This window comes from Pseudomonas tructae (assembly GCF_004214895.1).
GTDB lineage: Bacteria > Pseudomonadota > Gammaproteobacteria > Pseudomonadales > Pseudomonadaceae > Aquipseudomonas > Aquipseudomonas tructae.
In genome coordinates, this window is the sequence record NZ_CP035952.1 from 3393656 (window position 1) to 3409122 (window position 15467).

At 62.9% G+C, this 15467-nt stretch carries 15 protein-coding genes; 6 read left to right on the forward strand and 9 right to left on the reverse strand.

Annotation, left to right across the window (positions count from 1 at the left end; all coding sequences use genetic code 11):
- Positions 1-165 precede the first annotated feature (165 nt).
- The 5 genes from EXN22_RS15285 to EXN22_RS15305 form a co-directional block, all read right to left on the reverse strand.
- Complete coding sequence (locus tag EXN22_RS15285) at positions 166-1137, reverse strand: FecR domain-containing protein (RefSeq protein ID WP_130264850.1); 972 nt, start codon at positions 1135-1137, stop codon at positions 166-168.
- 7 nt (positions 1138-1144) lie between these two features.
- Positions 1145-1663, reverse strand: a complete 519-nt coding sequence (locus EXN22_RS15290; RefSeq protein ID WP_130264851.1) for a sigma-70 family RNA polymerase sigma factor — start codon at positions 1661-1663, stop codon at positions 1145-1147.
- 133 nt (positions 1664-1796) lie between these two features.
- Positions 1797-4253 (reverse strand): TonB-dependent siderophore receptor, encoded by a 2457-nt coding sequence (locus EXN22_RS15295; RefSeq protein WP_130264852.1) that lies wholly within the window; start codon positions 4251-4253, stop codon positions 1797-1799.
- A 77-nt stretch (positions 4254-4330) separates the two neighbouring features.
- Positions 4331-5278 carry a FecR family protein gene (locus tag EXN22_RS15300; protein WP_130264853.1) on the reverse strand — a complete coding sequence of 316 codons (948 nt, stop codon included), beginning with the start codon at positions 5276-5278 and terminating at the stop codon, positions 4331-4333.
- Positions 5275-5790 carry a sigma-70 family RNA polymerase sigma factor gene (locus EXN22_RS15305; RefSeq protein ID WP_233281634.1) on the reverse strand — a complete coding sequence of 172 codons (516 nt, stop codon included), beginning with the start codon at positions 5788-5790 and terminating at the stop codon, positions 5275-5277. The genes EXN22_RS15300 and EXN22_RS15305 overlap by 4 nt, the downstream gene beginning before the upstream one ends.
- Positions 5791-5962: 172 nt before the next feature.
- On the opposite strand from EXN22_RS15305, the gene EXN22_RS15310 reads away from it, so the two are divergent.
- Both EXN22_RS15310 and EXN22_RS15315 read left to right on the forward strand, forming a co-directional pair.
- Positions 5963-6667 carry a helix-turn-helix transcriptional regulator gene (locus tag EXN22_RS15310; protein WP_130264855.1) on the forward strand — a complete coding sequence of 235 codons (705 nt, stop codon included), beginning with the start codon at positions 5963-5965 and terminating at the stop codon, positions 6665-6667.
- Positions 6657-7442: a PhzF family phenazine biosynthesis protein gene (locus tag EXN22_RS15315; protein ID WP_130264856.1), complete on the forward strand. Its 786-nt coding sequence runs from the start codon at positions 6657-6659 to the stop codon at positions 7440-7442. The genes EXN22_RS15310 and EXN22_RS15315 overlap by 11 nt, the downstream gene beginning before the upstream one ends.
- Before the next feature lie 215 nt (positions 7443-7657).
- On the opposite strand, the gene EXN22_RS15320 is transcribed toward EXN22_RS15315, so the two are convergent.
- Both EXN22_RS15320 and EXN22_RS15325 read right to left on the reverse strand, forming a co-directional pair.
- Positions 7658-8833: an MFS transporter gene (locus tag EXN22_RS15320; protein ID WP_130264857.1), complete on the reverse strand. Its 1176-nt coding sequence runs from the start codon at positions 8831-8833 to the stop codon at positions 7658-7660.
- 91 nt (positions 8834-8924) lie between these two features.
- Positions 8925-10829 (reverse strand): M14 family metallopeptidase, encoded by a 1905-nt coding sequence (locus tag EXN22_RS15325; RefSeq protein WP_130264858.1) that lies wholly within the window; start codon positions 10827-10829, stop codon positions 8925-8927.
- A 73-nt stretch (positions 10830-10902) separates the two neighbouring features.
- Between EXN22_RS15325 and EXN22_RS15330 the strand changes: the two genes are divergently transcribed.
- Entirely contained in the window at positions 10903-11232 is a 330-nt protein-coding gene (locus EXN22_RS15330) for a cupin domain-containing protein (RefSeq protein WP_130264859.1), read from the forward strand.
- Here the strand turns inward: EXN22_RS15330 and EXN22_RS15335 are convergent.
- The gene (locus EXN22_RS15335) at positions 11229-11717 is read right to left on the reverse strand and encodes a DUF2199 domain-containing protein (protein WP_130264860.1); all 489 of its coding nucleotides are present in this window, start codon (positions 11715-11717) and stop codon (positions 11229-11231) included. The genes EXN22_RS15330 and EXN22_RS15335 overlap by 4 nt on opposite strands.
- Positions 11718-11901: 184 nt before the next feature.
- Here EXN22_RS15335 and mddA point away from each other — a divergent pair, with 184 nt between their 5' ends.
- The 3 genes from mddA (at position 11902) to EXN22_RS15350 (ending at position 14731) form a co-directional block, all read left to right on the forward strand.
- Positions 11902-12651 (forward strand): methanethiol S-methyltransferase, encoded by a 750-nt coding sequence (gene mddA, locus EXN22_RS15340; RefSeq protein WP_130264861.1) that lies wholly within the window; start codon positions 11902-11904, stop codon positions 12649-12651.
- A 164-nt stretch (positions 12652-12815) separates the two neighbouring features.
- Positions 12816-13790, forward strand: coding sequence for a quinone oxidoreductase family protein (locus EXN22_RS15345; protein WP_130264862.1), 975 nt, complete (start codon positions 12816-12818; stop codon positions 13788-13790).
- Positions 13791-13807: 17 nt separating this feature from the next.
- Positions 13808-14731, forward strand: a complete 924-nt coding sequence (locus tag EXN22_RS15350) for a LysR substrate-binding domain-containing protein (protein ID WP_130264863.1) — start codon at positions 13808-13810, stop codon at positions 14729-14731.
- A gap of 74 nt (positions 14732-14805) precedes the next feature.
- On the opposite strand, the gene nfuA is transcribed toward EXN22_RS15350, so the two are convergent.
- A complete protein-coding gene (gene nfuA / locus EXN22_RS15355; protein ID WP_130264864.1) occupies positions 14806-15390 on the reverse strand; it encodes a Fe-S biogenesis protein NfuA in 585 nt (194 codons plus the stop codon).
- Positions 15391-15467 lie beyond the last annotated feature (77 nt).

Here is a 15467-nt window from a genome sequence, read left to right on the forward strand (position 1 = left end):
GTCTCCCTGACGGACCGTGAAGGTGGTCACTCTTACCTGTCTTCCGAACGAGAAGGTAAAAACCTCAAGGGCATTCGAAAAAACATGTGCACGGATTGTCGAGGGTAGAAGTCGCTAGAATGCCATCGTGGGGCAAGCCCACTCCTACAGGGTGTAGCGCAGCAGTCAGCGCACCCCGCCCACCGTCACCCAGTAGCGGGTGCGCCGCTGCACGTTCACTGGCAGGGCCAGGGCCAGGTTGTGCAAGGCCCGGTCGGTATCGCGCAAGGGGAACACGCCGCTGACCTTGAGTTGGGCGACGTCCTCGGCGCAGCGCAGCACGCCACGACGGTAGCGTGCCAGCTCCTGGACCAGCTCACCCAAAGGCATGTTGTCGGCTACCAGCACACCTTTCACCCACGCACCCACGCTGTCGGCTACTGCAACCGGCGCCTCGACCCGGCTACGCGAGAAGCTTGCCCCCTGCCCTGCATCGATGCGCCTGCCGGCGCCGTCGGTACACCGCGGATCAACCTGCACCGCGCCTTCAAACACCGAGACCCGGGTGCGCTCATCCGTCAACCGCAAACTGAAGCGAGTACCCAGTGCCTGTACCTTGCCATGCGGGCTCTGTACCCGTAAGGGCCGCGGCGAGCTGGCCGGGTCATGGCCGCTGGTCAGCAGGATCTCGCCGGCGCGCAGGATGAGCAGTCGTTCATGCTCGGTAAAATGCACATCGATCGCCGAAGCCGAGGCCAGCACCACGTGGGTACCGTCTGCCAGCACGATCGAGCGAATCTCCCCAGTGCCAGTACCGTGCTCGGCACTGGCCAGCTGCCAGGCCTGGGTGCCACGGACCGTGTAGCCCAGGCCTCCGGCAGCGATGAACAAGCCCAGCAACTGCACGGCTCGTCTGCGCCCCAGATCGGGGGTGGCGATCGGTTCGCGCAAGGTGTGGTGGGCAATTTCGCCGGGTACGCAGTGCAACTTGTCTTCGAAGGCCTGCAAGCGGCTCCAGGCGAGTTCATGCTGGGGATGTTCGGCACGCCAGCGCAGGCAAGCGGCCTTGTCCGCGTCGCTGGCATCATCGGCCCACAGGCGTGCCATCCATAGCGCGGCCTGCTCCACGACCTCAACGGCAACTTCATCTCTGGCCATCTGCGGTTCAACGCCCCGCGCCGTGCAACGCCTGATAACAGGCCAACAGGCCGGCGGCAATGTACTTCTCCACCGATGACACCGACACCTGCAGCTCGCTGGCAATCTGGCGATAGCTCATGCCGTCGAGCTTGCACAGCAACAGCGCCTTGCGCGCTTTGCCCGACAAGCTATGCAATACCGCATCGATCTCGATCAGCGCCTCGATCGCCAGGGCGCGGGTTTCTTCGCAGGGCGCCAGTGCTTCGGGCAACAATGCCAGTGCCTGCAGGTAGGCCGACTCGATGCGCCGACGCCGGTACAAGTCGATCACCAGGCCGTTGGCGATTTGCGTGAGATGGCGTCGGGAATCTTGCGCAGGCGGCAATTGGCCCTTCTTCATCAGCTGGAAATAAACGTCGTGGGCAAGGTCCGCAGCATCGAAGGCGTTGCCCAGTTTGCGCCGCAGCAGGCTGCGCAACCAGGTGCTGTGGTTAACGTAAAGATGCTCAACTTGTTGCCGAAATGCGATCTCTCCGCTGATCACGTGCCTCTCCTTCGCCTGATGGCCAGGGTCAGCTCGGCATACAGGCTAATTGATAACGATTTGCAATACTATCGATTCCTCGGGGCAGGTGCAATCCTGCGCAAGGGCAGGATTGCACCTGGGGTGAGCTGGATCAAAAGCTCCAGCGCGTGGTCAGCATGAAGTTGCGCGGATCGCCGTAAAGGTTGCCACCATAGGCGGTATTGCCGGCAATGCTCTGGTAGTACTTCTTGTCGAACACGTTGTTCAGGTTCAAGCGTACATCCAGGTGTTCACTGGCCTGGTAGTTGAGCATCAGATCGACCAGGGTGTAAGCCGGTTGTTCGATGCGATAACGGCTCGGGGTTGCGTAGAAGTTATCACCCTTGTAGTAGATCTTGCTCTGTCGGGTAAGGCCACCACCGACCTTCCAGCGTTGCAGTTCGCCCGGCAGTTGATAGGTGGTAAAGGCCTTGAACGCTTGCCGCGGAATTTCCGGCGCGAACAAGCGCCCTTCGTTGGCCGGGTCGCTGTCCTTGACGTATTTGACCTGGGCAAAGGTATAGCCGGCACCCAGCTCCCAACCCGGCAACAGGGTGCCGTTGACCTCAAGCTCGATCCCTTCGCTGCGCAGTTTGCCAGCAGCCTCCGAGCAACTGGGCACCAACGCCGAGCACTCGTTGATCTGCAGGGCCTTGGCGCGGTTTTGCTGGTCGATGCGAAACACAGCTGCACTGGCATTCAGGCTGCCATCAAAGTACTCGCCCTTGATGCCGAGCTCGTAGTTCTTGCCCTCCATGGGCTCGATCGCAGCACCCGTGGCATCGAGTTCCGATTGCGGCTTGAAGATGTCGGTGTAGCTGACGTACAGCGAATGGTGCTGGTCCAGGTCATAGATGACACCGGCGTATCGGGTGACATGGCGCGTCACCGAATAGTCACTGCCGGTTGGCGCACGATTGCCGTTGCGGGTGCTGGTGTCGTTGTCGTACCAGTCCAGGCGCCCGCCGAGGATGAGCTTGAGGTCATCGGCCAGGTTGAAGCGGGTGGTCAGGTAGGTGCCGGTCTGCGAGGTTTTGCGATCCTGATGCCAGTAGCTCAGGTCCAGCTCGCGCTTGGGCAGCGAACCGGGGTCCCAGTTGTAGATATCCATGCCGATTTCGTCGTCGCTGTAGTTGCCCTTGCCTTCGAAAGTCAACTCACGGCGGCTGGCACCGACCACCAGCTCGTGGGTCCGCCCGAGCAACTGGAACGGCCCCGAGGCATAGGCGTCGTAACTGCTCTGCTCATCGTCGTAGTGGTACTGGCCCAGGTACTGACCGAACACCTCGCCCTCATCGCCCATGCGTTCGGTCATGCTGCCGAGCATCTTCAGGTCCGACCAGGTACGGCTGGCCGCTAGCAACAGCTTCCAGTCATTGGCCAAACGGTAGTCCAGGCGGGTAAATACGGTGGTGTTGTCCTGGTCCCAGTATTCCCAGTCATTGCCCAGGTAGGTCTTGCGCGACAGGTGCAAGTCACTGCCATCGATGGCGGTCGGCAAGCCGCCCCAAGTCGCGGTGTTGTTGACGCTCTGGTTGGAGACGCCAAGGGTCAGGGTGCTGTTGTCATTGAGGTCGGCTTCGCCAATGGCGTAGAACACCGAACGCTCGCTGTCGGTGACGTCCTGGAAACTGTTGCGGGTCTGGTAGGCCGTGACCACCCGTCCGCGCAAGGTGGCGTTGTCGTTGAGCGGCCCGGAAGCATCCACTTCGCTGCGGTAGTTGTCCCAGCTGCCGGCGCTGCCGGTGAAGCTCAAGCGCGGGTCTGCCGTCGGGCGCTTGCGCACCATATTGATGGCCGCCGACGGCGTGCCCGCGCCCTGCATCAACCCGGTGGCACCGCGGACCACTTCGACGTGGTCGTAGATGGCCATGTCGGGGGTCGAGTTCATGTCCCGCGACAGGTAATGCGACAGATCGCTGGACAACCCGTCGTTCATCAGGTTTTCCACGATGAACCCGCGCGAATAGAAGGTCGGGCGATGCGGGCCGTCCTTGGTCATCGACATGCCCGGGGTGCTCTTGAGCACATCTTCGAGGCTGCGCATGTTCTGATCGTCCATGCGCTGGCGGGTGATCACCGTCACCGACTGCGGGGTCTCGCGGTTGGTCAGCGCCAGCTTGGTCGCGGTCTGCATCGGCCCGGTGGTGTAGGAGCCGCTGTCTTCGGTGATGCTCCCCAGCACCGCGCCATTGATGCTGGTAGCACCCAACTCCAGGGCGCCGTTGGCGGCGGGCACGTCCACAAGCACATAGCCATCACTGCTCGCCCGGGCCTGCAACGCATGGCCTTGCAAGACCTTGGCGAAACCTTCCTGCACCCCGTAACTGCCCTGCAAACCTGCGCTGCTCAAGCCGGCCACCTGCCCGGCATTGAACGAGATGGCCAGGCCTGATTCCCGCGCATAGCGGCTCAACACATCGCCCAGCGGGCCGCCAGGAATGTCGTAACGCTGGAGCTGCTCCTGCGCTTGCAGGGGTTGAGCTGCCAGCAACGGCAAACCGCCAAGGGCAAGATGGACCGCCAGGGTCAGCGCGCGGCAAGGTTTGAATGGCTTGGGTGAAAGCATGTTCCCGACTCTCCGATGTATTGGGCTAATACAAGGACGCTCGGGTAACAGGAACTGGAAGCGTTTGATAATAATTTTTATTCGAGCACGACACGGGTCAGCCATGGCGTGTACTGCTCGACCCGAATCGGGAAACTGCGCGCCAGCAAGCGCAAGGCCCGCTGGCTATCGTCGGCGGGCAGCACAGCCGTGACCTTCAGCTGTGCCAGCGCTTTGGCATCGTACAGCAGGTAGCCCTGATGATTGCGCGACAGGCGTTCGAGCACCTCGTTCAAGGGTTGTTCGCGCACCAGCATCTGCTGCCGGGCCCACGCCTGCTCAAGGCCCGGCGCATCCACCGGTTGCACTGCCTGCAGGCCCGAGGCACCGAACTGCAACTGCTGCCCGGCATGCACCGTTAGGGTGCTGGCGCCGCTGCGCACTTCGGTGCTCGACTCGATCATCATCAGGCGCGTGCTATCGCCCAGACGCTCCACCACAAAGCGCGTGCCCAGCGCACGAATGCTGCCGTGCTCGGTGACCACCCGGAACGGCCGCTCGGCATCCTTGGCCACCTGCACAAGTATCTCGCCACTGACCAGGTGCAGGGTGCGGCTATGGGCATCGAACTGCAGGTCGACCGCCGAGCGGCCATCCAGACTGATGCGGCTGCCGTCAGGCAATTGCTCACTGCGCCACTGGCCGCTGCCGGTGCGCAAATCAGCCAGCAAATACGCAGGCGGATAATGCTGGAGCAAAGCGGCACTGGGCAGCACCAGCGCCAGGCTGATGGCCAGCGCCTTGAGCGCACGCTTGCCCGGCTGTGCTGCCGCCACCCGCTGCAGGGCCGCCCGGGCCGGCGCACGCGGCAGTTCGCGTAGCGGTGCAAGGCTGCCTTGCAAGCATTGCACGGCGTCCCGGTGTTCGTCGGATTCGGCCAGCCAGGCACTGAACGCCTGCTGATCGGCAGCACTGGGCTCATCGTCCAGGCGTACCAACCATTGTGCAGCCTCGCGCAATACTGCGGCGCCGGGCGACGGGCTCACCGTGCCGACTCGCGGGCGGCGTGGCACTGCAGCAAGGCCTGGACCAGATCGTTCTGCACGGTTTTGCTCGAGACCTGAAAGCGCTCGGCGATCTGCGCATGGCTCAGGCCTTCCAGGTGGCGCAGGATGAACACCTGGCGAACCCGTGAGCTCATCTGCTCAAGGGCGCGAGCAATGTGTTCAAGGGCATTGACCGCCGCCAGCAGTTGTTCGGGTGACGGCGCTTGCTCGAGGTGTTCGACGTGCCGCGCAAGTTCTTCACGGTAAGCCTGTTCGAGCTTTTGCCGGCGACTGCGGTCAACCAGCAGTCGCCGCGCCACCGTGGCCAGAAACGCCCGCGGCTCGCGCGGGGCTACGTAGGCACCGGCACTGAGCAAGCGCACGAAGGTGTCCTGGGCCATGTCGGCAGCATTGTGCGGACACTCCAGGCGCCGCCGCAGCCAGCCCAGCAACCAGCCGTGATAGCCCTTGTACAAGGTGTCGAGACTGTCGGCAGGTGGAGGCGCTTTCATCGATACGGGCATTGAATGAGAATGGTTATATCTTAAGTGGCCCGGGCGGACGGATGCAATCCTCAAGCACCTTCCTGCGCAGGAACGGAGCAGGAAATACCTACATTTTGTTGATTATTCAACTTCCCGTTGATAGCCTGATATTCATCACTCAACGCCTCACGAGCACCTCATGAAGGTTTCCCGCTCCTTGCACAGCGAACATCAACTGATCCTCGGCATGCTGCACAGCACGCTGAAAATGCTCGGCCAGGTGCTCGGTACCCACACCGAAATCGTCCTGCACGACGTGCTCAACCCGCAGCGCTCCATCCTCGCCATCGCCAACGGTCATGTCACCGGGCGCCGGGTTGGCGACTCCGTGCTCGGCGGGCCGCTCCATGACCTGGGCTTCGCCGCGGTGCGGCGGGCCATGAGCGACCATTCCAGTAGCGAGCCGATCGTGGTCGAGAACTACCCTACCCTCGCCCCCGATGGCCGGCCGTTGCGCAGCTCAACCGTGGTCTATCGCGACAGCAGCGGGCAGCCGTTTGCCAGCCTGTGCATCAATGCCGACCTCAGCGCCATCGCCACGGCCCATCAAGTGCTCGGCGGGCTGCTGGGCCTGGCCATAGCACCTGCGCCGGTACCAGATGATTCAAGAGACATGGAACAGTTGATGGCGCAGATCATCCAGGATGCCTGCCCCGGCGGCGTGCTGGGCATGAAAAAGGCGCAGAAGCTCGACGCCGTGCGGCAGATGCAGGAGCGCGGGCTGTTCATCGTCAAGGGCGGCATCGAGAAGGCCGCCGCCTCGCTCGGCGTGACCCGCTACACCATCTACAACTACCTGGAGCAGATCCGGGCAACAGACAGGAATGATCAGCATGCAACTTGAAATCTTCCAGGTAGACGCCTTCTCTGCCAACGCCTTCGGCGGCAACCCGGCGGCGGTGTGCCCGCTCGAAGCCTGGTTGCCGGACGCGACGCTGCAACAGATCGCCGCCGAGAACAACCTGTCGGAAACCGCTTATGTGGTGCGCAATGGCGAGCTGTTCGAACTGCGCTGGTTTACCCCCACGGTAGAAGTCGACCTGTGCGGCCATGCCACCCTGGCGAGCGCCTGGGTGCTGTACGAGCAGTTGGGCGAGCAGTGCCAGACCCTGCGTTTTGCCACCCGCAGCGGCGAGCTGCGGGTGCAGCGTGATGGCGCGCGCCTGGCCATGGATTTTCCGGCCAGGCAGCCCGTGCCTGTCGCCGTGCCGGACGGTTTGTTGAAGGCCCTGGGCCTGGATCGGATCGAGGCGTTGTACCGTACCGATGATTACCTGGTGGTAGTCGAAGACCCGGCGCTGATCGCCGACCTGCAGCCGGACTTTGCGGCGCTGGCGGCCTTTGACGTGCGCGGCATTGCCGTCACCGCCCGCGGCACGCACTTTGACTTCGTCTCGCGCTGGTTTGGCCCCCGGGTGGGCGTCAATGAAGACCCGGTGACCGGTTCTGCCCACACCTCGCTGGCCCCCTACTGGGCCGGACGCCTGGGCAAGCCCACACTCACCGCCGAGCAAGGCGGCGCGCGCAAGGGCCAGTTGCACTGTGAAGTGCGGGACAATGGCAGGGTGATCATCAGTGGTCAGGCAGCGCTGTACATGCGCGGAACGATCTTTATCTGAGCAGGCCGATACCTATGCAGATCACGGCATAGGTATCTCAAGGCCTGCACCTTGCCGCCATCACACAGTTGAGCAATGAGTCGATGCCTACGCCGCGATTATGCGTGGACCGGTAGATCGTATCGCGAGGCAAGCTCGCTCCCACTTTGGATTTTGCGCGACGCACTGATGGTGTCCGGCTCCCTTCAGTGGGAGCAACTGTTTTACACAGCTTTTTAAAAACTGGCGAGATCTCTATGGGAGCAGGCCTGCCGCGCAATCCACCAGGACAACGGCAAGGTCAACAGCAAGATTGCCGAAAGGCCCATCACTGCCGCCGTAATGCCAGCGCCATCGCCTATTCGCCCGAACACCACCGGCGCCAATGCACCACCGCCAATGGTGCCGGTGTAGAACAAGGCAAAAGCCCGATCGCGCTTGCCCGCCCCCGCAAGGTCGGGCACGACGCCGTACAGCACCGAGGAGGTGCCATTGAGCACCAGGCCCAGCAGCGGCAGCAGCACCAGCATCGCCGTCAGCGGCAAAAACAGCATCGACACGATCAGCAGCGCGGTCAGCGACTCGGTGAGCCATACGGTTTTCATCATACCGATGCGCGCACCGAGGTAGCCGCACAGCAACTTGCCAAAGGCGCCGCCAACGAACAACAGCATCAACGCCAGGCCGATACCTGCAGAGCCTGCGCCCTTGTCTTGCAGCAGGAACGGCAAAAAGGTGAGAAAGCCCATGCGTACCGCGCTGTCGAGCGTGCCGGTCAGCAGCAAGGCGGCCAGACCGCTGCTGGCATCGTGGCCACTGCCAGTGACCGCCTTTTGCGGACGCGCCATTGATGATGTGTGCGGCGCAACCAGCCACCAGAGCACAACCGCGGCAGCCAGGCCAAGCAGGCCCAGTACAGTGACGCTGGTTTGCCAGCTGGCCACCACCAGCAGCAAACCGACCCCGGCGGGCACCAGCATCTTGCCGATATCGCCGGCAACGTTGTACTGCGCCAGCGCCTCTTTGACCCCACCGTCGGCCTCATGGCTATCGGTGACCAACGACGAGGCCAGCGGGTGCTGAGTACTGGCGCCCAGGCCGCCCAGCAACAGCGCGAACAGCAGTGCACCCAGGCCACCGGCCTGCCCGGCAACCAGGTAGGCCAGCCCGGCCAGGGCGGTGCCGCCGACCAGCAGACGCTCGCGGCCCCAGCGTTGCGCCGCACGGCTGGCCAGCAATTGCAGGCCGGCCATCATTGCGGCGTAGGCACCGCGCAGCAGGCCGACCTGGGCAAAGCTCAGGGCAAACTGAGCCTGCCACAGCGGCAGCAATACATAGATGACATCGGTCAGGCCATCGTGCACGGCGTGGGCCAGACTGGCAGCAAACAGTGAACGGCGGCGGATGTTCATGCACTCAAGGCTCGGGCGGGAAGACCAGAGCCTTTATAGATCACAGCATTTGCGCATGACCAATACCGATTTCAGCCCGATTGATACCTGATCAGTACACCGCTCCCACCGGATAGACGAAGGCATTGACGTCATAGAACGGCGTACGCTCATAGAACCAGTGCAGGCGGGCGCTAGGGCTGGCGGCAAAGGCCTTGTCGCTCTTGAGTTTCTTGTCGAACTCGGCCTTGAGCTGCGGGCTTTGGGCGAGCATCTTGCGCGCCATCGGCTCCATCACGTATTCCTCAGGCTCTTCGGCCGCCACCAGGGTCGAGTTGAAAAAGCCCCAGGCCCAGAACGAGTCAGGGCTTTCGGGGTACAGCAGGTTGACCGCCAGCACGCCCAATGGCTGATCGGTATCGATCAGCACGGAGCCTGCCGGGAAGGTCTGCAAGCGCTCCAGCGGCTTGGCCACGCCACTGACCAGCAAGCGCCCTTCGTAGCCCGGGATCTGGTTGCTTTGGGTGCGATCGGGCTCGAAGCCACCCGCCACCTTGACCTCGTCCATGCGATACAGCGTCACCGCAATCGGCGTCGGCTTGTCGAGGGTGGTCATGCGGATGCCATGGGCCTTGAGCCGGGCAATCACCTCGCGCCACTGCCCCGGCACCACATACTGGCGAGGCCGTTTGACCACCAGGTCCGGCTCGGTGTTGCCCGTGACCGGCACGCTGAGTTTTTTTGCGGTGTTGCTCCAGACAATGGTCCTGGCGCCGGTGATGGGCGACTGCTCGTAGCGGTAGTCACCGACGGTAAAGGCCGTGGCCTGGGCCTTGCCCGGTTTCCAGGTCAGGGTCACCTGCTCCTGGGCTTCAAGGCGTTCGCGGTCCTGGCGGATGGCTTCGTTGAGCGACAGCGCCTGGTCGCCGATCACCTGGAACATGCTCTTGAGCATCACGTAATTGCCCAGCACCTGGGTCTGGTACGGGTGCAAGGCGTGTTGCTCGATCAGGATCGAGGGTACGTTGCGGATATCGCCGTACTGGTTGGAGAAGCGTGCCAAGTCAGTGCGGTACGGGTAGTAACCCTGGCTGGGGTCCTGGTTGCTGTTGAGGCTGATGCACTCGTGCACCACATGGCCGTCGGCTTCCAGCGCCTGGTACACCGGCGCGCGCATGACCGTGTCCATCCAGGCACTGCTGGCCGGCGACCAGCCATTGCCGTTATGGCAGTAGGAACTGTCGTAGGGGTACATGGCGCCGTCAGTGGAATGGGTGTCGGCAAAAAAACTCAGCTGGTAGGTGTTGAACACCCAGGCGACGTTACGGATCTCGGCGCTGTCGAGCTTGGTGAAATCACGGTTGAGGTTGTAGTTCAGGCCATTGACCCGCCAACCGGTTTCGTCCGGGCCATTCTGATTGATCCGTCCGTAGGCGCTGCGGCGCAGGTCGCCGTCGACGTTGACGGTGGGAATGAACAGGATGTTGACCTTCTCCAGCAAGGCGGCCAGCGGCTTGTCACCGGTGGTCATGTCACGCAGGAGCATGAACATTGCATCCTTGCCATTGGCTTCGCCAGGATGGATCTGCGCCTCGACCAAGATTGTCGGTTTGCCCGACTCATTGAGCCCGGCCGGCGACTTGTCAACCTCAAGGGAGGCAATGGCCATCAACATCGGGTGGCCTTCGGCGCTTTTCTCCGGCAGGTCGTTGAGCACGATACTGCCCCCGGAGGCCGCGGCCAGGCGGGTCATGTAGGCGCGGGTTTCGTCGTAGTTGCTGGTCTGGCGAAATTCGCTGGCCTCAGCCTGGGTGATCAGTGGGTTGTCCGGCTTGGCCAGGTAACGGATGCTGGTCAGGGTCTGGGCAAACATCGGCGGCAGAATGCGCTGCTTGGCAGCCGGCAGGTAGCCGCTATCGTCGATATAGGACGGTGCGCTGGGCAACACCGCCAGGGCTGGCAGATTGGCGCCCAGCAACAGCGCGACAACGAGGGGCTGCAAAAGCGGGTGTTTCATGATCGATCCCTGTCATGAGTGGCAGGTGCTCACCTTAAACCACAATGTGTAACCAGACGAGAGCCAGGCCACCATGCTCGACAACCTGTTCGATCCCCTCCCCGCTGCGGGTGCGCAAGAACACTTTGAACAACTGCTGACCCGGCCGGGTGTGCGAATCGAGCGCATCGTCTCCCATGGCCAGGCCAGCCCGCCGGGGTTCTGGTACAACCAGGCGCAGGGGGAATGGGTGGTGTTGCTGGCGGGGTCGGCCGGCGTACGACTGGAACATGAAGCGGCCGAACGGGTGCTGCGGCCGGGGGATTTTCTCGACATTCCGGCGCACTGCCGGCACCGGGTCGAATGGACCGACAGCACCCAGGCCACGGTGTGGCTGGGTGTGCATTATGGCGCCGGGATTTAAGCGAATACCACGCTGTATTCATGGGCGCGATGCAGGGATATCCCGTTGACTTGCTCCACTGCCAGCGGGTGGCTGCTGGTGCTTAGCGTCACGCTGGGGCGCGAGGTCGGACCGCTCAGTTGCAGCTGACCTTCGAGCCCCAGGGTCTGTGGCAGCGTCGGGATACTGTTGGCCAGACGCACGGCAAAGGGCGGTTCGTCAGCCTGATGCTCATCACGCCACAGCTCGCAGACCCGCTCAAAATCGCTCGGTTGCAGTTCGACCCAGATGCCGATGCAGTAGTTGTCGTTTTGCTCCGCCATGGCCAGTGGCAGCAATGCCCGCAGGAAATACCGCTCGCCAGCGATCACACACCAGTCGTTGTTGTGCCTGGCGTTGTGTTCGCGTTCCTCGGGGCTTAGCGCGAACAACGCATCGGGTCGGCGAAACGCCAGCTCCCCTGGGTCATGCGCATGGTCCGCGCCGCACTGACTGCACGTGTTCAAAGCTGCCTCCTGCAATAGATCGAGTCGTTTGGGCTGGCGACTCTATCAGGCTCGCAGGGCAAAGTTGAGCTGCGACTGATTGCCCCAACCGGTTAACCGCTGTTTTTCCGGTCTATGGTTAAGGGTCAAGCCCTTGCAACCCACCTGCGCAGGACGCTCAGGTGCTCACTCAGAGGAATGCCTCATGGACGAGAAACCACTACTGCGCAAATGCCTCGGACTGCTCTACAGCCTGTTCTGCTATGTCTTTTCGATGCTGGTACTGGTGTATTTCGTGGGCTTTATCGGGCCGCCGCAGGTGCCCAAGGACATCAACTCGGGGCCGGCGACTGCCTGGTATTTCGCCGCTTTGATCGATGTAGCGCTGATCAGCCTGTTCGCCCTGCAACACAGCGGCATGGCCCGCAAAGGCTTCAAATCATTCTGGTTGCAATGGGTGGTAGCGCCTATCGAAAGGGCCACCTATGTACTGTTCAGCAGCCTGGCGCTGAGCCTGATGTTCCTGCTCTGGCAACCGATCCCGCTGACCCTTTGGGATATCGAGACACCTGCGGCTCGCGGGCTGATCAACGGCCTTTACTGGCTCGGCTGGATCATCGTCTTGCTGGCCACCTTCCTGCTCAGCCACTTCGAACTGTTCGGCCTCAAGCAGGCCGTGGATGCTTTTCGCCCGCACGGGAGCGAAGCGTTCACCTTCAAAACACCGTGGTTGTACGAATTGGTGCGTCACCCGCTGTACCTGGGTTTTCTCATAACCTTCTGGGCGACCCCGCACATGACGGTCGGGCATTTGCTGTTTGCCGGGGTGAGTACCGTGTACATCCTGATTGGCACGCTGCTGGAGGAGAAAGATCTGCAGCAGCTGTTTGGCGAGCAGTATCGGCAGTACCAGCGCCGGGTGGGTATGTTGTTGCCGTTTCTGCGGCGCAGGTAGATGAATCGCGGGGCAAGCCCGCTCACATTGTCAGCCTTGGTGCCCCGCGATGCACCCTAATTAATGCACCAAAAGCATCAATCCTCTGCAGCAAACCCAATTGCTGCACCAATGACCATTACCTATCCTCGATCACACCCCAACTGCACTCCAGGAACCCGATCATGGTCATGCACATCCGCCTTCAACACACCGGCGCTCCGCAGGTCTTGCACTGCCAACCGACCACCGCGCAAGCCCCCGGTCCCGGCGAGGTCTGGCTCGACCAGGCGGCGATCGGCGTGAACCCGCTGGACGTCAGCCAGCGCAAGGGCGATGTGCCAATCCCCTTGCCCTCGGGCCTTGGCCTGGAAGGCGCTGGCACCGTGGCGGCGATCGGCGCGGGGGTCACCGGGGTCAAGCTCGGTGACCGCGTCGGCTATGCCACCGGCCCGCTGGGCGCCTACGCCAGCGCCCGGCTGTACCCCGCCGAGCGCCTGGTCAAACTGCCGGACAACCTCGGCCTGGACGCCGCCGCAGCGCTGCTGTTCAAGGGCATCACCGCCCAGTACCTGCTGCACAGCACTTACCCGGTCGGCCCCGGCACCCGTGTGATGATCTACGGCGCCGCCGGTGCCTTGGGGCAGTTGATGGTGCCCTGGGCCAAGCACCTGGGGGCGTTTGTCGTCGGCGTGGTGTCGAAGCCGCAAAGCGTCGCCCGCGCCCGGGCCGCTGGCTGCGACGAGGTGCTGGTGTTCGATGCCGCCACCCTGGCCGCGCAGGTCCTGGAGGCGACCCAAGGGCAGAAGGTCGATGTGGTCTACGACCCGATTGGCCGGCTGTCCTTTGCGGCCTCGCTCGATAGCCTGCGACCACGCGGCCTGCTGGTGTCCTGCGGCATGGCCTCGGGCGCACCGCCCGCCATTGAGCTGGGCACCCTCAACGCCAAGGGCTCGCTGTTTGTCACCCGCCCGTCCCTGGCCGCGCACACGGCCAGCGTTGCCGAGTACCAGCACCGCGCCCAGGAGGTGCTGCGGGCGGTGGCGGCAGGTATCATCCGCCCCGCAATCTGGCAGCGCTATGCGCTGGCCGATGCCGCTGTGGCGCATCAAGACCTGCAGTCAGGACACTCACAGGGCGCGATCATCCTGACGCCCTGACCCACCGAGGTAACCCCATGGACCCGTTCGACAGTCGCAAGACCGATGAATTTGCCACCTTGCTGGTGTTGTTCGAACACGGTTCGTTTGCCGCTGCCGGGCGCCTGCTGCAGCGCCACCCCTCGGTGCTGTCCAAACGCCTGGGGACGCTGGAGCAGCGTTTAGGGATTCGCCTGGTCGAGCGCACCACCCGTCAATTGCGCTTTACCGACGAAGGCGCACGGCTGGTGGAGCACCTGCGCCAGGCCGCGAGCCTGATCAGCGAGGCCGAGCGCGAAGCCGCCCAAGGGGCGACCCAGGTCCGTGGCCGGCTGCGCATCGCCCTGCCCTCGTCCATGGGACGCTTGTGGCTGAGCCCGATGCTCGCCGAGTTCGCTCTGGCGTATCCGCAGGTATCGCTGCATGCCGAGTACGCCGAGCGCTTTGTCGATATCGTCGCCGAAGGCTTCGATGCCGCCATCCGCATTGGCGAGCTGGCCGACAGTCGCCTGGTGGCGCGCAAGCTGTGCGAGCATCGGCGCATCCTGTGCGCAGCGCCCGTCTATCTACAACGCCATGGCGAACCGCAGACTCCCGCCGAGCTTGCCAACCACAACTGCCTGGGCTTCACCGGGCTACGCTCCTACCCGCAATGGCACCTGGCCAGCGAAGGCCGGCAGCACTCGGTCAAAGTACAGGGTTCGCTGGTCAGCAACGACAATGAGGCACTGCTTGGCGCCGCCTGCGCCGGGGTGGGAATTCTGGCGGGTGGGGATTGGTTGATGCAGCAGGACCTGGACAACGGTCGCCTGGTGCGGGTGCTGCCCAACTGGCAACTGGATGCCGAGGCCGGTATTTACTTCGTCCGCCCTGGGGCCCGTTACAACAGCGCGGCGACCATGGCCTTCAAGCAGTGGATCGAGGCGCGTTTCGCCCAGGGTGCGCCCTGGCGCTCGGCTTGAGTGTGCGCAGAAGATTATCGCGGGGCAAGCCCGCTCCTACGGTGGGTTTGCAGGAGCGGGATTGAAGCCTGACTTTAGTAGTAGGCGTTTTCTTTCTGACTGTGGTCAGTCACGTCACGCACACCCTTGAGCTCCGGGATACGCTCGAGCAAGGTCCGCTCGATACCTTCCCTCAAGGTCACGTCGGCCTGGCCGCAGCCCTGGCAGCCGCCACCGAACTGCAGCACGGCGATGCCGTCCTCGACCACTTCGATCAGGCTGACCTGGCCGCCGTGGCTGGCCAGCCCCGGGTTGATCTCGGTTTGCAGGTAGTAGTTGATGCGCTCGTTGATCGGGCTGTCTTCATTGACCATCGGCACCTTGGCGTTGGGCGCCTTGATGGTCAACTGGCCGCCCATGCGGTCGGTGGCGTAGTCGACCACAGCGTCCTCGAGAAACGGCACGCTGACCGCATCGAGGTAGGCGGTGAAGGATTTCAGGCCCACCGCTTCGTCTTCCGGCTTCTCTTCGCCCGGCTTGCAATAGGCGATGCAGGTTTCAGCGTAGGTGGTGCCCGGCTGGGTAATGAAAATGCGAATGCCAATACCCGGGGTGTTCTGCTTTTCCAGCAGATCGGCCAGGTAATCATGCGCGGCGTCGGTAATAGTTATGGCGCTCATGGAAGTTCCTCACAGACTTGCCGGCAGTTTACGCCAACCTGGCCGCCGAACAAAGTCCTAGTGTTTTTGTCAAGATA